This is a genomic window from Mycobacterium hubeiense (genome assembly GCF_002838065.1).
Taxonomy (GTDB): domain Bacteria; phylum Actinomycetota; class Actinomycetes; order Mycobacteriales; family Mycobacteriaceae; genus Mycobacterium; species Mycobacterium hubeiense.
The window spans coordinates 1-24,053 of the sequence record NZ_PIZU01000028.1 but is presented as its reverse complement, the minus strand read 5'-3'; the positions used below and the strand labels follow the sequence as shown (position 1 = coordinate 24,053).

Here is a 24,053-nt window from a genome sequence, read left to right as displayed (position 1 = left end):
CTAGCTGCAGATCCTCAGCCCGGCCGGCTCGCAATTCAGCGGATAACGGTCGACCGGGATCGGCAGCGGCTCCTTGAAGGCAAGGGTGAACGGCGTCTTGACCATCCCGGGCGGTAGCCCGCAGTCGGCGCTGTGGAAGGTGCTGCGAGTGCCCGACATCGTGTTGGTGTCGAACTCGTAGGTTTCGTTGATCGGCGCCCAGCTTCCGTCCGGGCACTTCATCCCTTCCCTATTGCGGGTGTGGTAGGCCCAGACGCCGTTGGTGAGCACGGCGTCACCCCCCGCCACGCCGGGAAACGCCTGCACGTGCAGCCGGCACGCGACCGGCAGGTACAGCGGTTCGCGCAGGTCGCCGACCGTCGGCACGCAGGACGGATAAATCGTCCACGTCCCGGTCAGACCGTCCTGCTGGGTGTAGGTGTAGACGCCCTCGAGGACCTGCTGCTCGGCCTGCGCGGGGCCGGCAAAGCCGAGGGCGGCGCCGATGCAGGCGGCGGCGGCGGCAAGCGCGCGAATGAGTCTCACGAGCGATGAGTATCGCAGTGTTGCCGGGCAACGTCACCGGTTTGTCCGGCCGCGCGTCTCAGTCGTAGCGTGAAGCGGGTGGTTGTGACGAGAACACCCGCGGTATCGGGTCTCGCCGTGGCCATCGTCCTCATTCTCGGCGTGATGGGCTGCTCAACCGGGGAACGCGTCGACCTGGGCGACGAGGCGTCGAACAATCTGATCGCGGCCATCGCCGGCGAACCCGATCAGCTCGACCCGCACAAGACCACCGCCTATTTCTCGTTCCAGGTGCTGGAGAACGTCTACGACACCCTCGTCGAGCCCGACGCCAACCTTCAGATGCGACCGGCGCTGGCCGAATCGTGGGACGTCAGTCCCGATCAACTGACGTGGACGTTCCACCTGCGCCGGGGTGTGCAGTTTCACGACGGGTCGCCCTTCACCGCCGATGACGTCGTGTATTCCTACCGGCGCATCATCGACGAGCAGCTCGCCAACGTGGACAAGTTCAGCGCCGTCACCGAGGTGCGGGCGCTCGACGAATCCACGGTCGCGATTCGCGTGGAGCAGCCCACGCCGAACCTGCTGACCAATCTCGGTGGCTTCAAAGGAATGGCGATCGTGGCACGCAAGAACGTCGAGTCCGGTCAGATCGCGACGCATCCGATCGGCACCGGACCGTTCGCCTTCGCCAGTCAACGCAGCGGCGATTCGATTGTGCTGAAGGCGAACCCGGGCTATTGGGCCGGGGCGCCGAAGGTTTCGGGTGTGACGTTCCGCTTCATCTCACAGCCGTCGACGGCGTTGTCGGCGTTGCAGGCGGGCGAAATCGACTGGACCGACTCGATACCGACCCAGCGGGTGGCGCAGTTGCAGGGCGACGACTCGATCACCCTGGCGGTGACGCCGAGCAACGATTACTGGTATTTGGCGCTGAACCAGGCCCGTGAGCCGTGGAACGACGTTCGGGTGCGTCAGGCGATCGCTTACGGAATCGACCGCGACGCCATCGTGGCGGCCACCAGCTACGGCACCGCCACCGCGAATCAGCTTGCCATTCCGAAGGGGAACCCCTGGCATGTCGACTACAACAGGTACAGCTACGACATCGAGAAAGCTCGAGACCTGCTGCGCCAAGCGGATGCCAGCCCGCAGAGCCTCGACATGCTGGTGACCACTGAATACCCCGAAACGGTGACGGCGGCGCAGATTATCGCCGATAACCTTGCGCCGCTTGGCATTACGGTTAACATCCGCACCGTCGATTTCGCCACCTGGCTCGACCAGCAGAACACCGGCAATTTCGACATGCTAATGATGGGCTGGCTGGGCAACATCGATCCCGACGACTTCTACTACGCGCAGCACCACACCAACGGCACCAGCAATGCCCAGAAGTACTCGAACGCCGTCGTCGACCGGCTGCTCGACGCCGCACGGGTGGAAACCAACCGTGACACCCGGATGCAGATGTACACCAAGGCGGCAACGATCATCGCCGACGAGTGCAGCTACATCTATCTCTACAACCCGTCGGTGATACAGGCGTGGAGCACCAGCCTTACGGGTTACGAGGTTCGCCGTGACGGCGCAATCCGCTTCCGCGACGCGGACTTGACGCGGGGCGACGTGTGATGGCTCATCCCATCATCCGTTTCCTCGCGCGCCGACTGCTCTACTCCTTGGTGGTGCTGCTCGGCGTGCTGGTGGTGGTGTTCGCGCTGGTGCACCTGGTGCCCGGCGACCCGGTACGGATCGCGTTAGGAACGCGCTACACGCCCGAGGCGTACTACGCGCTGAGGTCGGCCAGCGGACTGGACCGTCCGGTCTTCGAGCAGTTCTTCGGCTACGTCGGCTCGGCGTTGACCGGTGACCTCGGGGTCAGTTTCCGCAACGGCGACCCGGTGACGGTCACGCTGCTGGATCGCCTGCCCGCGACTGTCTCGCTGGGCATCGTCGGCGTCGTCATCGCCCTGACCATCGCACTGCCCGCCGGGATCTGGTCGGCGCTGCGTGAAGGCCGCATCAGCGACGTAATCGTGCGCATCACAAGCCAATTCGGTGTATCCGTCCCCGACTTCTGGCTGGGCATCCTGCTGATCGGGGTGTTCGCGTCCACGCTGGGCTGGCTGCCGACGTCCGGATACCGCCCGTTGGTCGACGATCCCGCCGGATGGTTGCGCCACATCGTGCTGCCCGGCCTCACCGTCGGACTCGTCGCGGCGGCCATCATGACGCGCTACATCCGCTCGGCGGTCCTCGAGGTCGCGTCGATGGGGTACGTGCGGACCGCGCGGTCGAAGGGGTTGCCACCGCGGGTCGTCATGCTGCGGCACACCGTGCGCAACGCGCTGATCCCGATCCTGACGATCACCGGAATCCAGCTCGCGACCATCCTGGGCGGTGTCATCGTCGTCGAGGTGGTGTTCGCCTGGCCGGGTCTGGGTCGGCTGGTCTACAACGCCGTCGCCGCCCGCGACTACCCGATCATCCAGGGCGCGGTGCTGCTGATCGCGGCGTTGTTTCTGCTCATAAACCTGGTCGTGGACGTGCTCTACGCGTTGGTCGATCCTCGGATTCGGTTGTCATGACGGACGATTCGGCCACCCGCGTCGCGTCGTGGCGGCTGCTGCTGAGCAATCCGGTCACGGTGGTCAGCGTCGGCGTCCTGGCGGTCGTCGTGTTGGTGACATTGACGGCCGGCTGGATCGCGCCATTCGACGTCAACGACGTCGATGTGCCCAATGCGCTGCAATCGCCCAGCGGCGCAAACTGGTTCGGGACCGATGAACTGGGCCGCGATGTCTTTTCCCGCGTGCTGGTAGGCATCCAGGCGTCATTGCGGGTCGCGGTGGTCAGCGTGGCCTTCGCGGTTGTCGTCGGTGTCGGGATCGGTGTTCTTGCAGGGTATTTCGGGGGCTGGCTCGACGCGGTGTTCATGCGGGTCGTCGACGTCATGTTCGCGTTTCCGGTGTTGCTGCTGGCGTTGGCCATCGTCGCCATCCTGGGGCCGGGCGTGACGACCACGATGCTGGCGATCGGCATCGTCTACACACCGATTTTCGCGCGGGTCGCGCGGGCCAGCACGTTGAGCGTACGTCTCGAGCCCTACGTGGCGGTGTCGCGCACCATCGGCGCCGGGCACCTCTACATTCTGGGTCGGCACATCCTGCCGAACATCGTCGGACCGCTGATCGTGCAGACCTCGCTGTCGTTGGCATTCGCGATTCTGTCCGAGGCGGCGTTGTCGTTTCTGGGGCTCGGCATTCAGCCGCCGCAGCCCTCGCTGGGCCGGATGATTTTCGATTCGCAGGGCTTCGTCACCCTGGCGTGGTGGATGGCGGTGTTCCCCGGTACCGCCATCTTCGTCACGGTGTTGGCGTTCAACCTGCTGGGCGACGGACTGCGCGATGTGCTGGATCCCAAGCAGCGCACCATGATCGAAGCTCGGAGAGCGTCATGACCGTGCTGAGCGTGCGCGGGCTGGGCGTCCGGATCGGTCGCCGGGAGATCGTGCGAGACATCTCCTTCGACGTGGCGCGCGAGCAGACGATGGGCATCGTCGGCGAATCCGGTTCCGGCAAGTCGATGACCGTGCTCGCGGCGACCGGGTTGTTGGACGCACCGGGCGCCGTGGTCTCCGGGACGTGCACGTTGGCCGATATCCAGCTGGTGGGCGCGTCTCAGCGCGTGCTGCGCAGTGTGCACGGCGGCCGGATCGGGTTCGTGTTCCAGGATCCCGGGACATCGCTCAACCCGCTGCTGACGTTGGAGCGTCAGATCACCGAATCCCTTGAGGCCCATCGCGGTATGACGCGCCGGCAGGCACGCGGTCGGGCACTCGAACTGCTGGGGGCGGTCGGCCTGCCCGACCCGTCGACGCGACTGGAGAACTATCCGCATCAACTGTCGGGGGGACAGCGTCAACGCGTGATGATCGCGATCGCGTTGGCCTGTGACCCGGAGCTTCTGGTGGCCGACGAGCCGACCACCTCCCTCGACGTCACGACGCAGGCGCAGATCATCGAACTGGTGCGCGATCTGCAGCGCGACTTCGGCACGGCCGTGGTGTGGATCAGCCACGACCTCGGCGTGATCGGCGAAGTCGCCGACGACGTGACCGTACTACAGGACGGGACGATGGTGGAGCAGGCGCCGGTTCTCGACGTCTTCGACCGACCGCAGCACGCCTACACCCGGCAGCTCCTCGAATCACGGCCCCTCATCGGCGGTTCGGGTCCGGCGCCGGCGTCGGCGGACGCGCCGGTGCAGTTGCGTGTCGACGGTCTCGACGTGCGGTTCAACGTCTCTACGCCGGTCGGCAAGTCGAGCGTGCATGCGGTCAAAGACCTTTCGTTTGCGATCCGCCGTGGCACGACGCTCGGTCTGGTCGGCGAATCGGGTTCGGGCAAGTCCACGGTGGCCAATGCGTTGACCGGGCTGGTGCACCCGCATGCCGGCACCGCATCGCTGGACGGCGACGACGTCTTCGGTGTGCGCGGCGCCGAAGAGAAGGCGTTACGACGACGGATCAGCCTGGTGTTCCAGGATCCGTTCTCGTCGCTGAATTCCCGCATAAAGGTGGGACTCTCGGTCGCCGAGCCGCTGGTGGTGCACAAGCTGGCGAGGGGAAGGCGGGCCCGCCGGGCGCGGGTGGCCGAACTGCTCGACCTGGTCGGCCTGCCCGGTGAGTTCGCATCGCGCTACCCGCATGAACTCTCCGGCGGACAACGTCAGCGGGTCAGCATCGCCCGCGCGCTGGCCGGTGAACCCGAGCTGTTGATTCTGGACGAATCGACGGCGTCGCTGGACGTTTCGGTGCAGGCGCGGGTGCTCGACCTGTTGGCAGAGCTGCAGCGCGAGCTGCACCTCACCTACCTATTCATCGGGCATGATCTCGCGGTGATCCAGCGGGTAAGCCACGATGTGCTCGTCATGCGCGCCGGGGCCGCCGTCGAATATCGCGCGGCCGCTGAACTTTTCGCCGCCCCGGAGCAGGAGTACACCCGCGAGCTGCTGGCGGCGATACCGCCGGCACGACCCAGGACCGGCGTGCCTAGGCCGTCGCGGTGAGGGTGTGCCGCATCAACGCCACGCTGTAGGTGGACCACAGCGACAGGGTGAAGTACAGGTCGGGCCCCGACGACCACGGGTGGATGTAGGGGGCGTAGATCCCGCCGGGCATATCCGCGGACGTCAGCAAGGTCTTGGCCGAACTCCACGGCCCTTCGGGTTTCTCCGCGGTGCGCATGACGACGCTACCGAGGCTGTCGGTATAAAGCATGATGAACTTTCTCAGGTAGTCGTTCCACGCCACCGACATCTCGCTGCCGGGTGCCCAAACCACTTGGATGGCAAGGAAAGGCAGGCCGCGGATCCAGCCGAACGGGGTGTAGTACTCGTAGGCGGCCTTGTTGGCCACCGCGTTCTCCGGTACGCGAGCCAGAAACGGCGTGCCGCCGCGGCCGGCGGTGGTGCCGTAGTTGTAGACGTAGCCGCCGTGGCGGACGAAGGCGCCCATCTGGAAGTTCTGGTCTCCCCAGATGAAGAAGGTGCCGGGCACCGAGTTGAACCAGCTGGGACGGATGCTTTCTCGCGGTACGGTCCACATCTCACCGTTGTTCGTGGATACGGCGACGGCCGAGAAGTTGGTCGACCACTGGCCGGGGGCGCCCCACTGGCTGACCGACATGAACTGGACGTATTGGGTGTTACCGACGGAGATTCCGGCTGTCGGGATGACGGTCACCTCTTGGGCCGCAAGGCGCAGGCTGTCGATGACTTGGCGCGAGAAGTTGGGCCGGTCCGCGTTAACCGGTGAGCCGGCATAGATGTTGCCCGGCACCGGATTCGGCACGGTCATGCCGTCAGCCAGGTTCTGGTCGGCGCTACGGAACAGGGTGTTCTTGCGCCATTCCTGGCCGGGGGCACTGCAGTTGCCGAATGTGTCGCCGAAAGCGATGAGCACCTGTTTGTTGGATCCCGATTGTCCGTTGTCCCACATGATGCCGAGATCGGCACCGGAAATTCCGAAGCGCGCATAGCTGTCGGTGTTCGGCCCGGTGACCCAGCCCACGATCGTGGTGGACGGTGTGACCGCCGCCCGCGCTCTGGGTTGCGCCGCGGGCGCAGCGTCAGCGGTTTCCGGCTTGCGGCCGATCGGCTCGTGCTCGACGGGCAGCCGCGGCGCCAGGCCACGCGCCGACGGCGTCGGCACCGAGCAGGGAGCGGCGGCCGCGGGAAAGGTGACGGCCAGTGGGACCGCGAGCGCCAGTGCCGCCGCGGCGGCAAGCGCCATCACCGCACGCCGACTGAAAGCCGACATGTCACACCTCTCACGTCAACGCTTGTCTATGGGGCGTCAGCGCTGAACGCCCGAAGCCTGGACGATGTGACAATAGTGACTTGAGTGAGTGTTGCGATTCGTGGTGCGTCGAACCGGTACGTTTTCGTGATCTGCGCGCGACCCGGGCCGCTTGCGCTTACAGGCCCGCCGGTGGCCAGAGCCCGATGATCAGCGCCATCACGGTGATCGTGATGAACTCGTTGAGCGCGCTGAGCCCGGTGATCTTCAGCGAGCGGGTGTCGAAGACGTCGTGCACCAACATGCGCGCAACCGTGAAACTGAGCCACAGTATCCAGCCGGTGACCAACGCCGACACCAGAAAGCTGCCGCCGTAGAAGTTGTGCGCCAGGAAGGTGGCGCCCGCCAGCGCCCAAGCCGTGAGAAAGCTGCACACGGCGACCACGGGATAGACGAAAGGCGAACCGCCCTCGACAGTTTCATCGGTGTGCCCGACAAGTTCCATCCAGCGGCGTCCGAGCACTGCCGGGTGGTAGTAGACGAAGCCGACCACCATGCTGGCGATCAACGCCAACAACACCGCGAGGTAGTTGATATCCGGGACCATGCGGCACCTCCCGCCGGGCTATCGCGTAGCTCGATTACAGCAGAAAGAGCCGTTGTCCCGGCGGATTCTCGCGGTGCGTCGGCGACCTCAGTGTTCGGGACGCCGACGCCCGAGGTAGAAGGCCAAGCCGAGCGCGCCGAAGCCCAGTCCGGCAACCAATCCCGCCGCGGCGAACAGGAACACGTCCTTGCGGTCGAAGCCCGACGTCGACTCGTCCGACGCCAGTCGCAGCGGGTAATCGCCCGGCAGCGGTGCCTCTCGCGGTTCATCCAGGCCGGGGAACTGCTGGGTCTTGTGCACCTCGAATTGCCGTTCCCCCGTGGGCGTTTGCGTCCACGCCCCCCACGCCGGAGTCGTCCCGTCGAGCAGCACCTTGTGCTCACCGTAGCGAGCGTCGTAACCCACGTCGACGACCCGCCGAACCCGGAACGGTTCATAGCGTGCATTCGAGTAGTTCACGAACACGGGGACGTTGTCGTAACGCACCACCCGCGGCGGGGGCGGCGGCAACGGCAGCCCGACGCCCGGGAAGTAACCGCCACCGAAGAAGCTGCCCACCGCGACGTTGAGCGCGGTGTTGGCCGCGCCGAGGACCACGGCCGTGAAGCTGTAGGCCGCGAATTCGGCGACCTCTACGACGGTTCGGGCCAGCGGCGGGATGATCACGATGCGCGGCGCGGCCTGGTAGATGTAGACGATCCGAACCGGGTGGCGGTACGGGTTACAGAAGACCGGCCGGTAGTAGCGGTCATAAGAGATCCAATCCCGATCCCACTGCCGCACTTTGCGGTCCCAACGGTCCCAGTCGCGATCATGGTCGCGATCCCGATCATGGTCGCGATCCCGTTCACGCTCGCGGCGGATCTCGAGGCTTGCGCCGGCGTCAATCAGATCCCGGCCACCCACGCCCAGGTTCAGGTTGATCGCGCTCGCCAGCGAATCCACGTCCTGCTTCGACGCCGGAGCGGGTTTGACTTCGAGGGGCTTCGAAGCCTTGGCGACGTGCACATCCTGTTCGGGCGCTTGCACTACCTCAGGCTCGAGGATTTCTAACGACTTCGCGGCCTGCGAGATCGTCGACTCGGGTTCGGACGTCGCTGGCGCGTCGCTCTTCTCCGCGGGCGGAACCGAAGCGTCCGGCGTCGGCCGGGCAGCTTCCTTGTCTTCCTTGTTCGCGGACTCATCGCCGGCCTGGTTCTTCGGCGGGAGTGGCGGCGCGGACGTCTCTGGCTCGGACGGGGTCGCAGCCCGGCGCGTCGGGGGTTCGGCGATTTCCGCCGGTGGGTTGACCGCCGACTGCTTCGAGGGTTTCTGCGTTTCGGGTTCGGGTGCCTCGACCTCAGGTGCGACCGCAGGCACGTCGACCTCGGGCGCGGGCGCCTCGACCTCGGGGGCCTTCGGTTCGGGCGGCTTCGGCGCCGGGGACTTGGCGGCCGGGGCCTCGACCTCGGGCGCCTCCACCTCAGGCGCGGGCGCGGGTGCCTCAACCTCGGGCACCTCAGGCACCTCGGGCACCTCGGGTGCCTCTACAACCGGCGGCGACTCGACCACCGGCGGCGCAGGCTCCGGGATCGGCTTTTGCCGCGGCGCTTCCCGCGGTGGGGCTTCGAAGACGGGCGCCTCATCCGGAATCTCGGGAGCGATCACCTCCGGCTCCGGCTGCCGCTCGGGCACGGGCATGAACGTCGTCGGCCCGCCCGGATCGATATCGGAGTCCGGATCGGCGAACGCCGGCGCGATACCGCCGGTGAGCGCTGTGAGCGAGATCACTACTCCCGACACCAGGACGGCGAAAGCATTTCTCTTACAGCGAGTCTCGAACTGTGCACGCATTGCGCGTCGGCTCCCATGACGTCGAGGAGAGTGGCGGGCCCGCCACTACTGCCATTCGCAGTCGTCTCCCCCAACACTGGCCCGGGACCAGCAGCTACCGCGGTCTCACACAGTTCATCGTCCGTCGCCCCGAGGCGTTACACGGGTCTACCGCGCGTGGTATTCCAGCGCCGGCTCGGCGGAGTCGACACGCCCGTTGCTGGTGATGGTGAGGCTGTCGGGACGCACCTCATACCGGGCACCGTCTGCCGGGTTCACGGCAACGAAGCCCTCGCCTGCGCGCATCGCGTCGGCAAGTTCGAGGCTGGCGCCGTCGCTGAGCCGTTCGCCCCGGTAGTAGTAATCGTTCGGGCCCGTCTGGCAGATCACCGCCAGCGACAGGGCGGTGCGGATCATCGCGGCGGGCGTGCTTCCCGGGTCGCAGCGTGCCGAGTGGCCGACGAACCCCTGCGCGTCGATTCCTCCCGCGGCCTCGGAGGGTGTCGTGGTGGTCGGCGATTCGGTCGTCGTACTCGTCGGCGGCACGACCGTCGACGGCTGCGGCGGCGCGGCGCTGTCATCGCCGCCGCGGATCAACATCCCGGCCAGCACGGCGGCGATGCCGAGCAGTATCACCGTCACCACTGCCAGCGCCACCTGGGTAGGACCGAAACGAGACTTCCGCGGTCGTCGCGGCGGTGGTGTGACGGGCGGCGGCGGATAGGGCGTGTAGCCGGTTCCGGCCGGATTCGGGTAGACCGCGCTGAACTGTCGCGTGCTCGACGGCGGGGCTGGGCCGGCGGCCACGGGCGTCGGTGCGTAGGCCGACGCCGCCGCCGCGGTGGCCGCCTTGGCCAGTTCGCCTGCCGACGAGTACCGCGCGGCGGGCTCCTTGGCCATGCCCTTCGCGATGACCTCGTCGAACGCGCGGGGTATGCCCCGGCGCATGATGCTCGGCCGAGGGGGCGGCGAGAACATGTGCGCGCTCATCAGCTGCCGCAGATCACCGGTCTCGAACGGTGGCCGTCCGGTGAGCGATTCGTAGAGCAGGCACGCCAGCGCGTAGATGTCGGCCGGCGGTCCGACGGGCCCGCCGCTGAACCGTTCGGCGGCCATGTAGGCGCTCGATCCGATCAGCACGCCCGTCATCGTCACGCTGGCGTCGCCCAGGGCCTGGGCGATCCCGAAGTCGACGAGGTAGGCGAAGTCGTCGGGAGTGAGCAGCACGTTCTCCGGCTTGATGTCGCGGTGCACCAACCCGTCGGCGTGCGCGGCGTCGAGCGCGGACGCCACCTGCGTGATGATTGCCGCCGCCCGCCGAGGTTCGAGGGGGCCATCGGAACGCAGGATGTCCTTCAGGCTGGCGCCCTCGACCAGGCGCATGTCGATATAGAGGATCCCGTCGATGTCGCCGAAATCGTGCACCGGGATGACGTGCGGCTCCTGCAGTCGCGCCGCGATGCGGGACTCGCGCCGGAACCGCTCCTGAAAGGCCGGATCGGCGGCCATCTCCGTCCGCAGCAGTTTGACCGCGACCATCCGATCGCGGACCGTGTCGTACGCGCGATACACCTCCCCCATGCCCCCGACACCGATCAACGACCGCAGCTCATACGGCCCGAACCGGGTGCCGAGACGCGAGCCGCCGGCTGGGGATGGCATTCGCAGTCCTTTCTGTGGTCCGGCGTGAATGTTGGGGCACAAGGCTCGTTGAACGTCCCGGTGAACGAGGATAGGGACGTTTGGCGTTGTGCGCCGACGTCGACCCAGGTCTCAGCCGCGTTGCGCCAGCGACGGCAAAATCAGCAGGCGGCTTTCCGCCTGAGGAGGCGTTTACCCCGCGCGCCCAGCCGGCGCCGCGACGGCGGGTGATTCGGGTTCACCGTCGGTGGCCGCGCGATCGGGTGCCAGCATCACCGCGGTGATCGGGATGGCGAGTGCCAGCAGGCCGATCACGAAGACCGGGAACAGGAACGAGAAGACCTCGGGTCCGGCGGGAACCGGCGCGCTGTGGTCGACGGTCACCCGCACCGCGGCCATGCCGGTGTAGTGCATCCCGACCACGGCGACGCCCATCACGAGCCCAGCGATGAAGCGCAGCGACCGCGACTCGAGAACCAGCGTGAACCACAGCGCGGCCGTGGCCGCGACCACGGCAATCAGAATCGACAGGGCGACAAGGCCTTTGTCGTAGGCGATGGTGCCCTGGATCTGTACTGCCCACATGCCGGTGTAATGCATCAGGGCGACAGCACAGCCCGTGATCACGCCACCGGCGATCAGCCGGGGCACGTTGACGGTACGGCCGATGGTGATCAACCCGACGAACACCGCCGAGATCGCCAGGACGGCCGACGCGACCGTCCAGCCCAGGTGATACCGGACCACGCTCGTGGGGATCGCAAAGCCGAGCATCGCGATGAAGTGCATCAGCCAGATCGCCACCCCGCCGATCGCAATCGACGCCATGGCGAGCCAGCGAAGCCGGTCGCGTTGGACGGCTGCGGCGGCGCCGTGACGGGTACACGACAGGCCGACGACCGAGCCGGTCACCGAGACGATGTAGGCCAAAAACAGCAGCCAAAGGCCCATATCGAAGTGGTGTACGTGACTGTTCATTTCGGTTCCTCGAGGTTTGGGGGCGGTGGATCAGGGCACCGTCGTCGACAGACGATCGAGTGCGAAAGAGGTGACGGCAATCAACGCGTTCTTTGCCGACTGGCGTTGGCGCGCATCGACGTTGATGATGGTAATAGTTGGCGGGACGCAGAGCGCCTCGCGCAAATCCTCTGCGGCATAGGTCGGGGCTTCATCGAATTGGTTGACGGCGATGAGGAACGGCAGGTTTCGTGCCTCGAAGAAGTCGACGGCGGCAAAGCTGTCCTCGAGGCGGCGGGTGTCGACCAGCACCACGGCACCGATCGCGCCGCGCACGAGGTCGTCCCACATGAACCAGAACCGGCGCTGCCCGGGCGTGCCGAACAGGTATAGCACGAGGTCGTCGGCGATGGTGATCCGGCCGAAATCCATTGCGACCGTAGTGCTGTCCTTGCCCGGGGTGGCCTCGAGATCATCGTGGCCGTGCGAGACCGTGGTGACCAGAGCCTCGGTGCGCAACGGCACGATCTCCGACACCGCCCCGACGAACGTGGTCTTCCCGACGCCGAAACCGCCGGCGATCACGATCTTCGTCGACGATGCGGTGCCGCGAAAGTCAGAGTGCGCGTAACCCATCCAGGGTCCTTTCGATCAGGCGGCGCCGTTCGGAATCGCTTGAATGGTCGGCCAGCGTGGCGTGAACCCGTAGATGGCCACTCTCCACCAGATCCCCCACCAGCACCCGGGTCACCCCGATCGGCAGATCGGCGTAGGAGGAGATCTCGGCGATCGAGGGCCGGTCATGGCACAACTGGATGATCACCATGCGGACATCGCCTGGTTCCCAATCGATCTCGCCATTGGAGTTCAGGGTCTGAACAGTTACCTCGATCGGCAGCTCAATCCGGGGCCGGGTTCGCCCGCCCGTGAGTGTGTACGGCCGAGCCCGGCTGGGAGATCGTTTCGTCTCAGGCCTGTCCATGCCGATCGTCATCGAACTCCATGCGTCACACGCGGAGTCGCCTGTACGACCTTGCCGACTCGGTCCACGAGGACCGCCATCTCGTACCCGACCTGCCCGACATCACACGAGATCGACGCCAGCGCAGCGAGATACGACCCGTTCCCGACACCCATCAACAGTAGGTAGCCCTCGTCCATCTCGACGATGGACTGCCGGACGTCTCCGGCCTCGAACAACCGGGCGGCACCGCTGGACAGACTCGCCAAACCTGATGTGACGGCTGCCAGTTGGTCTGCGCGATCGGCCGGCAGCTGCGAGTTCGAGGCCATCAGCAGACCGTCGGCCGAAACGAGAATCGCGTGTGACACGCCCGGCACGTCACGGACGAAGTTCGACACGAACCAGTCAAGTTGTCGGCTGGTCTCCGGCGCAGGGTTTGCGGGCCGACCCTGCGATGGGATGCCGTTGTTCATTCGTCTCCTTCGATTCGGCGGTGGGCTGCACCGCGTTCGGCCCGTCCGTTGCGAATCCCGGCCACCGCCCGGCTCAGCACCCCTCCGATCGCTTCGGGATCACGCCCCGAGTCGGCGTCGGCGTCGGATCCCGTTCCCGCGTGCCCGGGCACCAGCCGCGCGCCGCGTTCGCGGATCGGGAGCCCGGATTCGGTGTAGCGCTGCGGTTTCTGCTCCACGGCTTTCTCCGCGGCGGCCCAGCCGTCGTCGGCGGCGGTGGCCCAAGGTCTGTTATGCGCCTCGAGCATGATCGGGTCCATCAGCCATTCGGACACCATCCGGTCGAAGATCGGCGCGCTGCCGGAATCCTCTGGAGTCGCCTTCGGCGAAGCAGGTGCGGTAGGCGTCGCGGGCGTTGGCGACGCTTCGGTCGTTGACCGAGTGGTGAAGAAGGCGAAGGTGTTCGCGGTGCGTTCCGGTACCGGGTCCGCGGCTGCCTGCCCATCTCGCACGCCGGCGACGCCGTTGACACCGCTGGCACCGGGCGAGCGCTTCGGCAGCGTTGCGCCGTTGCGCACCAGGACATCCGTGGTGGGCGCGGGCGTGGCCGCCTCGTCGGCAGGCGTGTCGACGACGCCGCTGGTGCCCGCGAGCTCGCGTTGCGGCAGACGCCGGTGCTCGGTGGACCGAGGCAGCGCGTCGACGGTGTCGCCGATTTCGGCCGGGGCGATCAGTGCGCCCGGCAAGTGCACACTCACTGTCACACCGGGCTGGGGATTCAACGCGTCGGTGGTCCGCAGGCGGACCGTTGCCTCGTGGCGCCGGGCAAGCCGGCCGACGACGAAAAGGCCCATCCGCTTGGCGGTTTCGGGGGTTACTTCGCCGCCCAGCGCGAGCCGTTCGTTGGCCGCGGCCAGATCCTCGGCCGGCATGCCGAGCCCTCGATCGGCGACCTCGACGAGCACGCCGGCATCCACCGCGCGCGAGACGGTCACCGACACCGACGTGTCCGGCGGCGAGTACCGCAGCGCATTGTCGAGCAACTCGGCGATCAGATGGCCGACGTCGCCCGCTGCCGCGCCGACGATCGACACGTCGGCGGTGGGGCCGATCTTGACCCGACGGTAGTCCTCGACCTCGGACATCGCGGCGCGTAGCACTTCCGACAGCGGCACCGGCGCCGACCGGCGGTGGCGTTCCACGGTGTCGGCGAGCACGAGCAGGTTGTCGCCGTTGCGGCGCATGCGCGTCGCCAGGTGGTCGAGGCGGAACAGATGATCGAGCCGGACCGGATCGTCTTCGTCGAGTTCGAGTGTCTCGATCAGCGCCAATTGCTCTTCGACGAGGGATCGGCTTCGGCGGGAAAGGGTTTCGAACATATCGCCGATCTGCAGGCGAACGCCGTGCTCACTGGCCAGGTGGACCGCCTGGAAGTGGATGTCGTCGATGGCGCGTGCCAGCTGACCGATCTCTTCATTGGTGCGGACCGGCATCGGCGTGATCTCCGGTACGCCGCCGCCCTTGCTGAGTCGATCGATCTCTTCGGGCAGCCGGACCTGCGCGACCTGCAGCGCGCTGCGGCGCAGGCGGCCGATAGACCGGATGACGGCCCGGCCGACCCCGAGTGCGACCACCAGAGCGGTCAGCACGGCGCCGAGGATGATCGCGGTGTCTCGCAGGGCAGCCGACCGTGACTCGTTCGCCCGGGCATGCACCGTGCGCTCGAGATCACCCGAAAGTTGTTGCGCCAAACCGTAATACTCATCGACGCTGGACTGCATCGCGCTGGTGAACTGCGGCGTGTACATGGGTTCGCCCAGCGGGCGGGTGTAGGCGTCGCGCCGTAGGTGCGATGCCTCGCGCAGCGCCGAGATTTCATCGGTCGACGTCAGCTGAGCGAGCCGATCGATCGCCTCCGCTTCTGCGCCCGCCGCCTCAGCGGCCTTCGCGCGCAACACGACGGAGTCGGTGAAATCAGGCGCCGCCGCCAGCACGCGCTGCGTGGCCAACGCCCGCTGCGCCGCAAGAACATTGAGGAGCTGGTCCGCGATCGGGCGTACCGCGCTGTCGCCGACGGTCGCCGTTGCGGTCGCGATCGCCGAGACGACGCCGCTAACCGCATCCTCCGCTTGCTCGGCGATCTGCAGCTGGGGCGCTGGCCCGGATGCGATCTCGTCGCGCAACGTCTTGGCCGTCGAGGACGCGGCCGCCAGTTCCGTGGCGACTGTCGCGTCGAATTCGGCAGACGCGATCTGCGAGTCCAGCGCGTTAGCGCTCGAGTCGAACTGTGCGAGGGTTTCGGAGATCGGCGCACCCGAGGCGGCGGCGTGCGCGAGGCCGTCAAGCCGATTGACGAACTCGACCGCCGGCACCACTATCCGGGCGTTGTCCGTCGCGACGCTCAGCTTCGATGCCGCCGAGAGTTCGTTCTGGATGCGCACGGCGCCGAACGTGGCGGCGAGCAGGATGGGCAGCACCATGATTGCCGCGACTTTCCAGCGCAACGGCCAGGCCTCGACCGAGGCCCGTGACACGGACGGATGCGCAGGTTCGAGGATTTTCGGACCATTGGCATCCATGCCGTACCACCCTTCGCCGGGCCTATTGACGTTCTGGAAGAAAACCCGACGCACGCGATGGTAGAGCATTATCACGATTCTGCATCGATTAGGTGAATGTCACAGATCGGAGCATGCCGTAAAACCCGCAGGTAGAGCGTAATTTTTGTCTCGAAAAGGTAACGGCGCGGGCCTTGATCGGCCAGTCCGTCGTCGCGCCGGATCCCACGCCAAATGCTCCGCGCGCCCCCATGCCTTCCGGACGACCGCACCGTCGGCGCAGTGCTCCGGACCGGCACGGGGTCCACCGATGGCCGATAGCCGCCGGAGCCCGCTGCCGCTACCCGAGCGCAATTAGCTGTCTGGGACCCGAACCGACGATCGACACAAATTGTATGTGTGAAGTGCCCATGACCGGGGGATACTCGATTAGTGGCTTAGGTGCGAACGAGCTCTTTCACCGAGTTACGAGGGGACGCATAGGTTATGGCAGGCCTCGCCACCGGCAATGGATTGCCTGATGTCGTTGTCACCGCGGTTGCTGCGACGACTTCACTCGCATCGGACGCAGAAGACACGTGGAAGTACCTGTTGGACGGCCGAAGCGGCATCCGCGAACTGGATAGCCCCTTCGTCGAGGAATTCGATCTACCGGTGCGCATCGGCGGCCAGTTGCGCGAAGACCTTTCCGAGACGCTGAGCCGCATCGAACAGCGCCGACTCTCCTACATGCAGCAGATGTCGACGGTGCTGAGCCGGCGACTCTGGGAAAGCGCCGGTTCGCCGGAGGTCGACACCGGGCGACTGCTGGTGTCCTGCGGGTTGGCGCTGGGCACCACAGAAGACATCCCGAGGCAGTACGGGGAGTGGAAGAAGCGCGGGCTGCGCGCGATGACGCCGCTGACGGTGCAGATGCACATGCCCAACGCGCCGGCCGCGGCCATCGGCCTGGACCGTCAGGCGAAAGCGGGCATGATCTCGCCGGTGATGGCCGACGCGTCGGGCGCCGCGGCCATCGCGCAGGCGTGGCGGAGCATCGTTCTCGGCGAAGCCGACATCGCGATCTGCGGTGGCGTGGAGACGGGCATCGAAGCCACCCCAATCGCCGCGTTCTGGCGGCTGGGCCTGTTGTCGACCAACAACGACGATCCAGCGGGCGCCTGCCGCCCGTTCGACAAGGATCGCGACGGCATGGTGTTCGGCGAGGGTGGCGCGCTGATGCTCATCGAGACCGAGGAACACGCGAAGGCGCGGGGGGCCCGGGTGCTGGGTCGCGTGATGGGTGCGGCGATGACATCGGATGCCTACCACCCCGTCGAGCCTGACCCCACCGGAGAACGCGCAGGCGATGCGATCACCCGTGCCATCGAGGTGGCCGGTCTGACGCCGAAGGACATCGATCACATCAACGCCCACGCCACCGGCACCACCGTCGGCGACGTGGCCGAAGCCCGTGCGATCCGCAACGCGTTCGGCAGCCACTCCCCGGCGGTGTACGCACCCAAGGCGGCACTGGGCACATCGTTGGGATCCACCGGAGCGATGGAGGCGGTGCTGACCGTCCACGCGTTGCGGGACGGCGTCGTGCCACCCACGCTCAACCTGGAAAACCTGGACCCGCAGATCGATCTGGACGTGGTGGCCGGCGACCGACGCCGCGGTCAGTACCGCTACGCCGTCTCGAATTCGTTCGGCTTCGGCGGGTACAACGTGGTGCTGGTGTTCGGCGCCTACTGACTCTTCGTGAGGGTGAACTGGCCTACCTCGGAGATGCCGCGCTGGAAGAAGTCCGAGCATCCGGTCAGGTACTTCATATAGCGGTTGTAAACCTCCTCGGACGTGGCGGCGATCGCCTCGTCGCGATGGGCCTCCAAGGCCGCCGCCCACGTGTCCAGGGTCCGGACGTAATGCGCGTTCAGCATCTGCGTTTCCTCCACCGTGAACCCGGCAGCACCGGAGAACTCGTGGATGTCGTCGCGGCCCGGCAGCGCCCCGCCCGGGAAGATCTCCTTGCCGATGAACAGGGCGAACTTGAGGTCGCTCATCGTGACCTTGAGGCCGATGTCGGACCAGGTGCGGAACGGATGGGTCATGATCGTCTGCAGCACCATCCGGCCGTCGTCGGGAAGCACGCGGTAGCAGGTGTCGAAGAAGGCCTTGTAGCGATCCTTCGGGAAGGCCTCGAACGCCTCGATGCTGACGACACGGTCGACGGGCTCGTCGAATTCCTCCCAGCCGTGCAGGAGCATCCGGCGGCTGCGGTCGGTGTCGATCTCATCGAGGATCTGCTGACCCAACGCGCACTGGTTCTTGCTCAGCGTCAATCCGACGACGTTGACGTCATAGCGCTCCACCGCGCGTTTCATCAGCGAACCCCAGCCGCAGCCGATGTCGAGCAGCGTCATACCGGGCTGAAGATCCAGCTTCCCGAGTGCGAGGTCGATTTTTGCCAGCTGGGCCTCTTGGAGCGTCATGTCGTCGCGCTCGAAGAACGCACAACTGTAGGTCCGCGACGGGTCCTGGAACAACGCGAAAAAATCGTTCGAAAGGTCGTAATGAGCCTGAACGTCCTCGTAGAGCGGCCGCATCGCGGTCGCGGGTGACCTTTTGTCAGCCATGCATCCCCTCCCCGGCGGGTTGACTGCGTACCTGGGTCGACTAATTCATATACCTCACCAGATCGTTGCGCAGGTCGGGGTCAACTGTCGAGCAAGGATTCAGGTTGAAGTGAGGCGGGCGGCGTCGGACGGGCTATGTCCGTAAGTCCAGGCATTCGCGCACGGTGAGGATATGCGGACACGGCACGGCGACGCCCGCCCGATTGCCGCAGCAGCCCATCCGCCGCCGGGAAGGCCAATCGCGGTGCCGCAGAATAGTTTCGCATGACACCCTTGGAAATGCTTGCCAAGCCCAGTGATTCGGTTGGTGTCAGTCGGCTCGGATCGGGTCCGTGACGACGGCGCCGCCGTGGCGCCACCGCGAGATACCAACGCGCCTAACAATTTATTTGGATTAACCCAAGCGTAGATCGGGAACGCTCTAGGCTGGAGTACATGTCCGAGCCGCCGCCGCGGTTGAGGGCCACGTTAGCCAGACTGGCCATGCATTGTGTGCTGGCGGGGCTCCTTGTGGCGGCGTTGCTTTTCCCGCTCGTCGGCAGTGCCGGGATGATGACCAGCCGCGTCTCCGCGACGGTGTCCCAGGACTTCGATCAAATGCTCAAGGATGAGGCACCGATCGTCTCCACCATGGTCGACGCTGCGGGAACACCGATCGCATGGCTGTACGAGCAGCGCCGATGGGTGGTGCCCAGCCACCGGATCGCCGACACCATGAAGCTGGCGATCGTGGCAATCGAGGACAAACGCTTCGCCGAGCACAACGGTGTGGATGTGCAAGCCACGCTCAACGCGATCATGGGTTATCTGCGCGGCGCCGAGGAAACCCGCGGCGGATCGACCATCGAGCAGCAGTACGTCAAGAACTACAACCTCCTGGTCAAGGCGCAAACCGACGCAGAACGTCGGGCCGCAGTAGAGGTCAGCCCAGCGCGCAAGCTGCGCGAGATACGGATGGCGCTGGCGCTGGACAAAGCCCTCGACAAGGAGGAGATACTGGCCCGTTATCTGAACCTGGTGTCGTTCGGCAACGGAGCCTTCGGCGTGCAGGATGCCGCGCGCACCTACTTCGGCGTCAACGCCGCTGAACTCAACTGGCAGCAGGCTGCGCTGCTGGCCGGCGTGGTGCGATCCACCAGTGCGCTGAACCCCTACACGAACCCAGAGGGCGCCCTCGCGCGACGAAACACCGTGCTGGACATCATGATTCAGTACATGCCCGATAAGGCCGACGAATTGCGCGCGGCCAAGTCCGAGCCGTTGGGGGTACTGCCGAAAGCCGATCCGCTGCCGAACGGCTGCATCGCCGCCGGCAACCGCGCGTTCTTCTGCGAATATGCACTGCAATACCTGGAGCGCTCGGGCATCAGCATGGAAGAGGTCGCACGAAACGGCTACCTGATCCGCACGACCCTCGATCCCAAGGTGCAGCACAGCGTGAAATCAGCGATCGACCAGGTGGCAGACCCCGCAGCCGACGGTGTCGCGAGTGTGATGAGCGTGATCCGGCCGGGCAAAGACGCGCACCGGGTGGTCGCGATGGCCGACAGCCGCACCTATGGACTGGACCTCGACGCCGGTCAGACCGTGCAACCGCAACCCTTTTCCTTGGTCGGCGACGGCGCCGGGTCGATCTTCAAGATCTTCACCACGGCCGCGGCACTCGAGATGGGGATGGGGATCAATACTCAACTCGACGTCCCCCACACCTTTCAGGGCAAGCGCCTGGGCAACAGCGATAGCCCTGGATGTCCTGCGGAAACCTGGTGCGTGAGAAACGCCCGCGGATACCGCAGCCCGTTGAATGTCACCGATGCGCTGGCCCAGTCGCCCAACACCGCGTTCGCCAGACTCATCGCCCAGATCGGGGTGCCGCCCGCGGTGGATATGGCGGTCAGATTGGGGCTTCGCTCGTATGCCGAGCCGGGCAGCGCCCGCGCGTATGTTCCGAACTCCGACGAAAGCATCGCCGATTACGTCAAGCGGCAGAATATCGGATCCTTCACGCTCGGTCCGCTCGAGATCAATGCGCTCGAACTGTCCAATGTCGGAGCGACGCTGGCCTCGGGCGGTGTGTGGTGCCCGCCGACCCCCATCGAACAGGTGATTGACCGCCACGGCCGTGAGGTGGGCGTGGAAACGGTCCCCTGCGAGCAAGCGGTACCCGAAGGCCTTGCCAACACGCTGACCAACGCATTGGGCAAGGACCACACGGGCGGAACCGCCACCGCCGCAGCGGGTTCGGTGGACTGGAACCTGCCGATGGCCGGCAAGACCGGTACCACCGAATCGCACCGATCATCGGCGTTCCTGGGCTTCACCAACCAGTTCGCCGCGGCGAACTACATCTTCGACGACTCCCCGAACCCGTCGGGTCTGTGCTCGTACCCGCTGCGAAAGTGCGGTGACGGCAACTTATATGGCGGTTCCGAACCCGCCGTCACTTGGTATCGGGCGATGGATCCGATCGCCGACCACTTCGGCCCAATTGCCATGCCCCCAACCGACCCGCGCTATGTCGATGGCGGCGCCGGCAGCGAAGTGCCCAGCATCACCGGCCTTAAGTTCGATGCGGCGCGTAAACGTTTGGAAGAAGCCGGTTTCCGAGTCTCCGAACACCCCACGCCAGTCAACAACAGCGCGCCGAAGGGTTCAGTGGTGGGGACGACCCCGACAGGCAAGACCATCCCCGGTTCGATCATCACGATCAATACCAGCACCGGCTATGTCCCGGCCCCGGTCTACCAGCCGCGCTACGACTACGACTACAACGCGCCACCACCGCCCGCGCCGCCACCGCCGCCGGAGGCACCGCCGCCACTCCCGGGCAACGTCGTCGAGATCCCCGGGCTGCCGCCGATAACCCTGCCCCCGCCGGCACCGCCTCCCCCGGCACCCCCGCCACCTCCCCCGGCGCCGGCACCGCCTCCCCCGGTCGCGCCGCCTGCTCCGCCGCCGTTCTAGGCTGGCTATCTTCCCTTGTGCCACAGGATGATTGACCCCTTGGCCGCCGGTCCATGGTCTTGAGCGACCTCAGCGGCGAGTTGATTCGCGGTCGAACAAATGTTCTAATAGCATGGAGTCCAGCCCGCCGACTGCGGGGCGATATTCAGAAGGGGTTCGCCGCAACGATGACTGTAGACACTCTGGTAGCAGAAGCGCCGCATACCGACTCCGACACGCCCGCCGCATTGCATTCATCTGTCGAAAACACCTCGCCGACAAGTTCATCGGCGCCCGAGCCAGCTGCCGTCGAAAAGCCGAAGAAGCCTGCGGCCAAGAAGGCGGCCGGCAAGAAGACGAAGACTCTCGAGCTGACCCTCACCGTCACGGGCACCGCAGACGGGGAATGGCGCGCCGAGCTCAAGCGGGGTTCCACCTACGTGGCGCGTGATCTCGCAGTGGCGGCAGCGGCCGTCTCCCGCGCGGCCAAGCAACTGCACGAGGATCTCTCCACCCCGATCGACGAGTTGATCGAAGAGGCGCGCTCCCAGCAGGCCGCCAGGGTTGCCGCCCTCGAAACCGAACTAGAGGCCGCCCGCAAGGCCCTCGCCGACCTGGACTGAGTAAGGGCGTCTGAAGTGGGGCGGGCGGGACTAAAACCCGCGACCAACGGATTATGAGCCCTTTTCGACAGCTCGCCGACGTGCGTAAACAACTTAGCTGTACGCAGCAAATCACCTCGCGGTGCGCCTTCGGTACGGCTACAAATTGCCCTCAGTCGCCGGTATCTCGCCGGTACGAGCGTGTTAGCCAACGGTGGGGCCGGGAGGTCCTCGGTCAACAACGCGCAGTCCTAAACCAGACAGCACTTGCATTCCGTACCTAGGTACGGGTTTACCTTCGATTCATGACAACCAATGAAGCGCCGGGCTGGGTGCCCGAGACATGCTCCTTACCATCCGTTGAGCAACCGCTTCGCATGGCAGAATTCGACCAGCTATTCGCCGAGTCGGTGTTGCGGTCGGCCAGGACCAGCGCCACGCGACTGGACCTTGTTCTAGCTAAAGACTCCGAAGCAAAAGCACACGACCTGGCCGCACGGGAAGTCGCGTGTTGCTCGTTTTTTTCCTTCGGATTTGATAGTGCCGGAGCGACTGTAGAGATGCACATCGAGGTGCCCCAGGCACGGACCGATGTGCTGGACGCCATAACGGAGCGAGTAAAGGTCTTAGGGAAGCGATGAACGAGACGAGGCTTCGTAGCGGCCAGGTCGCCGATGCTGCTGGGGTGAACATTGAGACGCTGCGGTACTACGAACGGCGAGGCCTGCTGCGTGAGCCGCAGCGGTCGCTGGGTGGGCACCGTTTGTATCCACAGGAGACGGTCACGCTCATGCGCGTAATCAAGGCCGCCCAACGCCTTGGGTTCAGCCTCGAAGAAGTCGCCGACCTCCTAGCCGCTACTCGCTTCGGGAGTCGGTCGGACGCAGGCCTGCAAGCAAGGGCGACATTGAAATTGGCTGAGGTAGACCAGAAGCTGGCGGAGCTTCAAGAAGTTCGCGACATGTTGCGACTGGCACTCGACGCAGGGTGCGATGACCTACTTGCCTGCGCCGAAAATCCCTGTTGTCCATTGCCTTTATCAACAACTACACCAAACGAGACGAAGGGCGGCACAGGTGTCTGCTGTTAAAAAGCAAGGGCGAAAGCGTTGGTGGGCGACCATCGGATTCGGCGCGTTCGCGTGCGCGAGCTGCTGCTTGGTCGCTCCAATCTTGGCCGCAGTGGGCCTCACTGGTCTCGGTACCGTGCTGGCTGGCGCTCATTGGCTGGAACCAGTGGCTACGCACTCATCATCGCCGGAGTGTTAGGTCTCGTGCTAACGCAGGCACGAAACTACCGCCGCAGAACGAACGGTGGTGATACTTGCTCTGCGCGAGACGGTGCGGCGTGCGGTTGCACACAACCGGAGCAAGTGACGACCCCATCGTCTAGTCACGTCTCGTAGGGTGGCCACCCATGGTGGTTCGCTCGGTTCTTCTCTTCGTCCTGGCGGCAGTTGCAGAAATCGGTGGCGCATGGCTCGTGTGGCAAGGAGTTCGCGAGCAACGTGGCTGGGCGGGTCTCGGCGTCATCGCCCTGGGCATCTACGGGTTCGTCGCGACCCTGCAACCCGACGCGCATTTCGGCCGCATCTTGGCGGCCTACGGTGGTGTGTTCGTTGCCGGATCGCTGGCTTGGGGCATGGTGTTCGATGGCTTCCGGCCGGACCGGTGGGACGTCATTGGTTCAGTGATCTGTGTAGTGGGCGTGGCCATAATCATGTACGCCCCTCGCGCCCAATGACGTAAGGGTCAACGCTCACCTTAACTCGCCATACTGCCGCCCAAACAACTTCATGACGGTGGTCAACTTCTCTGCTGGCTTCGCCGGGGCGGGCTGCGGCTCCGGCAAGGCGTTCGGCACGCCGCCATCCGCTTGCGGGATATACCCGCCGTAAACGTCCAGCGTCAATGAGTATGTGGCGTGACCTAACCACTGGCTAACCTGCATGAAGTGAACACCCGCCGACAGCTATAACACGGCGAACGTGCGCAGGTCCGCGATGAGCTGCAACATCACGGATCTCGCGATCCGACGGAGGCCGGGTCCTGCGGAACCTGTCAACCTGAATGAGGCACCGTTGCGCGG

21 protein-coding genes are annotated in these 24,053 nt (G+C 65.7%); 10 read left to right on the top strand and 11 right to left on the bottom strand.

Annotated elements, in window-relative coordinates; translation table 11 throughout:
• The gene (locus CWS39_RS19700; RefSeq protein ID WP_102144615.1) at positions 1–525 is read right to left on the bottom strand and encodes a hypothetical protein; all 525 of its coding nucleotides are present in this window, start codon (positions 523–525) and stop codon (positions 1–3) included.
• A gap of 144 nt (positions 526–669) precedes the next feature.
• Between CWS39_RS19700 and CWS39_RS19695 the strand changes: the two genes are divergently transcribed.
• The 4 genes from CWS39_RS19695 to CWS39_RS19680 are packed head-to-tail and all read left to right on the top strand — an operon-like array spanning position 670 to position 5,580.
• Complete coding sequence (locus tag CWS39_RS19695; RefSeq protein ID WP_102144653.1) at positions 670–2,142, top strand: ABC transporter substrate-binding protein; 1,473 nt, start codon at positions 670–672, stop codon at positions 2,140–2,142.
• The gene (locus CWS39_RS19690; protein ID WP_102144614.1) at positions 2,142–3,098 is read left to right on the top strand and encodes an ABC transporter permease; all 957 of its coding nucleotides are present in this window, start codon (positions 2,142–2,144) and stop codon (positions 3,096–3,098) included. Before CWS39_RS19695 ends, CWS39_RS19690 begins: the two co-directional genes overlap by 1 nt.
• On the top strand, positions 3,095–3,970 hold the full coding sequence (locus CWS39_RS19685; protein ID WP_102144613.1) for an ABC transporter permease: 876 nt from the start codon (positions 3,095–3,097) through the stop codon (positions 3,968–3,970). The genes CWS39_RS19690 and CWS39_RS19685 overlap by 4 nt, the downstream gene beginning before the upstream one ends.
• Positions 3,967–5,580, top strand: a complete 1,614-nt coding sequence (locus CWS39_RS19680; protein ID WP_102144612.1) for a dipeptide ABC transporter ATP-binding protein — start codon at positions 3,967–3,969, stop codon at positions 5,578–5,580. The genes CWS39_RS19685 and CWS39_RS19680 overlap by 4 nt, the downstream gene beginning before the upstream one ends.
• Here CWS39_RS19680 and CWS39_RS19675 read toward each other — a convergent pair.
• The 9 genes from CWS39_RS19675 to CWS39_RS19635 all read right to left on the bottom strand — a co-directional run bounded on the left by CWS39_RS19675 (position 5,564) and on the right by CWS39_RS19635 (position 15,892).
• A complete protein-coding gene (locus CWS39_RS19675; protein WP_102144611.1) occupies positions 5,564–6,832 on the bottom strand; it encodes a glycoside hydrolase family 183 protein in 1,269 nt (422 codons plus the stop codon). The two genes, CWS39_RS19680 and CWS39_RS19675, sit on opposite strands and share 17 nt — an antisense overlap.
• A gap of 157 nt (positions 6,833–6,989) precedes the next feature.
• Positions 6,990–7,418: a DUF1761 domain-containing protein gene (locus tag CWS39_RS19670; protein ID WP_102144610.1), complete on the bottom strand. Its 429-nt coding sequence runs from the start codon at positions 7,416–7,418 to the stop codon at positions 6,990–6,992.
• Positions 7,419–7,505: 87 nt separating this feature from the next.
• Positions 7,506–9,188 (bottom strand): hypothetical protein, encoded by a 1,683-nt coding sequence (locus tag CWS39_RS19665; RefSeq protein WP_142386896.1) that lies wholly within the window; start codon positions 9,186–9,188, stop codon positions 7,506–7,508.
• Positions 9,189–9,398: 210 nt separating this feature from the next.
• Positions 9,399–10,892: a serine/threonine-protein kinase gene (locus CWS39_RS19660; protein ID WP_102144608.1), complete on the bottom strand. Its 1,494-nt coding sequence runs from the start codon at positions 10,890–10,892 to the stop codon at positions 9,399–9,401.
• 171 nt (positions 10,893–11,063) lie between these two features.
• Complete coding sequence (locus CWS39_RS19655; protein WP_102144607.1) at positions 11,064–11,849, bottom strand: MHYT domain-containing protein; 786 nt, start codon at positions 11,847–11,849, stop codon at positions 11,064–11,066.
• 30 nt (positions 11,850–11,879) lie between these two features.
• On the bottom strand, positions 11,880–12,464 hold the full coding sequence (locus CWS39_RS19650; protein ID WP_102144606.1) for a GTP-binding protein: 585 nt from the start codon (positions 12,462–12,464) through the stop codon (positions 11,880–11,882).
• Complete coding sequence (locus CWS39_RS19645; RefSeq protein ID WP_102144605.1) at positions 12,445–12,822, bottom strand: DUF742 domain-containing protein; 378 nt, start codon at positions 12,820–12,822, stop codon at positions 12,445–12,447. Before CWS39_RS19645 ends, CWS39_RS19650 begins: the two co-directional genes overlap by 20 nt.
• Positions 12,819–13,265, bottom strand: coding sequence for a roadblock/LC7 domain-containing protein (locus tag CWS39_RS19640; RefSeq protein ID WP_102144604.1), 447 nt, complete (start codon positions 13,263–13,265; stop codon positions 12,819–12,821). The genes CWS39_RS19645 and CWS39_RS19640 overlap by 4 nt, the downstream gene beginning before the upstream one ends.
• Positions 13,262–15,892, bottom strand: a complete 2,631-nt coding sequence (locus tag CWS39_RS19635) for a sensor histidine kinase (RefSeq protein ID WP_102144603.1) — start codon at positions 15,890–15,892, stop codon at positions 13,262–13,264. Before CWS39_RS19635 ends, CWS39_RS19640 begins: the two co-directional genes overlap by 4 nt.
• Positions 15,893–16,288: 396 nt before the next feature.
• Between CWS39_RS19635 and CWS39_RS19630 the strand changes: the two genes are divergently transcribed.
• Positions 16,289–17,539, top strand: a complete 1,251-nt coding sequence (locus CWS39_RS19630; protein ID WP_102144602.1) for a KasA/KasB family beta-ketoacyl-ACP synthase — start codon at positions 16,289–16,291, stop codon at positions 17,537–17,539.
• Here the strand turns inward: CWS39_RS19630 and CWS39_RS19625 are convergent.
• Positions 17,533–18,420 (bottom strand): cyclopropane mycolic acid synthase family methyltransferase, encoded by an 888-nt coding sequence (locus tag CWS39_RS19625; protein WP_233213593.1) that lies wholly within the window; start codon positions 18,418–18,420, stop codon positions 17,533–17,535. The genes CWS39_RS19630 and CWS39_RS19625 overlap by 7 nt on opposite strands.
• A gap of 435 nt (positions 18,421–18,855) precedes the next feature.
• Between CWS39_RS19625 and ponA2 the strand changes: the two genes are divergently transcribed.
• From ponA2 to CWS39_RS19600, 5 genes are all read left to right on the top strand, one after another.
• A complete protein-coding gene (gene ponA2 / locus CWS39_RS19620) occupies positions 18,856–21,384 on the top strand; it encodes a transglycosylase/D,D-transpeptidase PonA2 (protein ID WP_158240384.1) in 2,529 nt (842 codons plus the stop codon).
• 167 nt (positions 21,385–21,551) lie between these two features.
• Positions 21,552–21,986, top strand: a complete 435-nt coding sequence (locus CWS39_RS19615; protein WP_102144599.1) for a DUF6319 family protein — start codon at positions 21,552–21,554, stop codon at positions 21,984–21,986.
• Between the two features lie 284 nt (positions 21,987–22,270).
• Positions 22,271–22,606 (top strand): hypothetical protein, encoded by a 336-nt coding sequence (locus CWS39_RS19610; protein ID WP_102144598.1) that lies wholly within the window; start codon positions 22,271–22,273, stop codon positions 22,604–22,606.
• On the top strand, positions 22,603–23,055 hold the full coding sequence (locus tag CWS39_RS19605; protein ID WP_102144597.1) for a MerR family transcriptional regulator: 453 nt from the start codon (positions 22,603–22,605) through the stop codon (positions 23,053–23,055). The genes CWS39_RS19610 and CWS39_RS19605 overlap by 4 nt, the downstream gene beginning before the upstream one ends.
• A gap of 326 nt (positions 23,056–23,381) precedes the next feature.
• Positions 23,382–23,708 (top strand): YnfA family protein, encoded by a 327-nt coding sequence (locus tag CWS39_RS19600; RefSeq protein ID WP_102144596.1) that lies wholly within the window; start codon positions 23,382–23,384, stop codon positions 23,706–23,708.
• The last annotated feature ends 345 nt before the right edge of the window (positions 23,709–24,053 follow it).

Bases quoted from the DNA above. Each gene is read 5' to 3' on its own strand.
- CWS39_RS19610 (WP_102144598.1), top strand. From the start codon at position 22,271: ATGACAACCAATGAAGCGCCGGGCTGGGTGCCCGAGACATGCTCCTTA.
- CWS39_RS19650 (WP_102144606.1), bottom strand. From the start codon at position 12,464: ATGGGTTACGCGCACTCTGACTTTCGCGGCACCGCATCGTCGACGAAG.
- CWS39_RS19600 (WP_102144596.1), top strand. From the start codon at position 23,382: ATGGTGGTTCGCTCGGTTCTTCTCTTCGTCCTGGCGGCAGTTGCAGAA.
- CWS39_RS19670 (WP_102144610.1), bottom strand. From the start codon at position 7,418: ATGGTCCCGGATATCAACTACCTCGCGGTGTTGTTGGCGTTGATCGCC.
- CWS39_RS19640 (WP_102144604.1), bottom strand. From the start codon at position 13,265: ATGAACAACGGCATCCCATCGCAGGGTCGGCCCGCAAACCCTGCGCCG.
- CWS39_RS19605 (WP_102144597.1), top strand. From the start codon at position 22,603: ATGAACGAGACGAGGCTTCGTAGCGGCCAGGTCGCCGATGCTGCTGGG.
- ponA2 (WP_158240384.1), top strand. From the start codon at position 18,856: ATGTCCGAGCCGCCGCCGCGGTTGAGGGCCACGTTAGCCAGACTGGCC.
- CWS39_RS19660 (WP_102144608.1), bottom strand. From the start codon at position 10,892: ATGCCATCCCCAGCCGGCGGCTCGCGTCTCGGCACCCGGTTCGGGCCG.
- CWS39_RS19630 (WP_102144602.1), top strand. From the start codon at position 16,289: ATGGCAGGCCTCGCCACCGGCAATGGATTGCCTGATGTCGTTGTCACC.
- CWS39_RS19655 (WP_102144607.1), bottom strand. From the start codon at position 11,849: ATGAACAGTCACGTACACCACTTCGATATGGGCCTTTGGCTGCTGTTT.
- CWS39_RS19625 (WP_233213593.1), bottom strand. From the start codon at position 18,420: ATGGCTGACAAAAGGTCACCCGCGACCGCGATGCGGCCGCTCTACGAG.
- CWS39_RS19685 (WP_102144613.1), top strand. From the start codon at position 3,095: ATGACGGACGATTCGGCCACCCGCGTCGCGTCGTGGCGGCTGCTGCTG.
- CWS39_RS19675 (WP_102144611.1), bottom strand. From the start codon at position 6,832: ATGTCGGCTTTCAGTCGGCGTGCGGTGATGGCGCTTGCCGCCGCGGCG.
- CWS39_RS19695 (WP_102144653.1), top strand. From the start codon at position 670: ATGGGCTGCTCAACCGGGGAACGCGTCGACCTGGGCGACGAGGCGTCG.
- CWS39_RS19680 (WP_102144612.1), top strand. From the start codon at position 3,967: ATGACCGTGCTGAGCGTGCGCGGGCTGGGCGTCCGGATCGGTCGCCGG.
- CWS39_RS19615 (WP_102144599.1), top strand. From the start codon at position 21,552: ATGACTGTAGACACTCTGGTAGCAGAAGCGCCGCATACCGACTCCGAC.
- CWS39_RS19645 (WP_102144605.1), bottom strand. From the start codon at position 12,822: ATGACGATCGGCATGGACAGGCCTGAGACGAAACGATCTCCCAGCCGG.
- CWS39_RS19635 (WP_102144603.1), bottom strand. From the start codon at position 15,892: ATGCTCTACCATCGCGTGCGTCGGGTTTTCTTCCAGAACGTCAATAGG.
- CWS39_RS19690 (WP_102144614.1), top strand. From the start codon at position 2,142: ATGGCTCATCCCATCATCCGTTTCCTCGCGCGCCGACTGCTCTACTCC.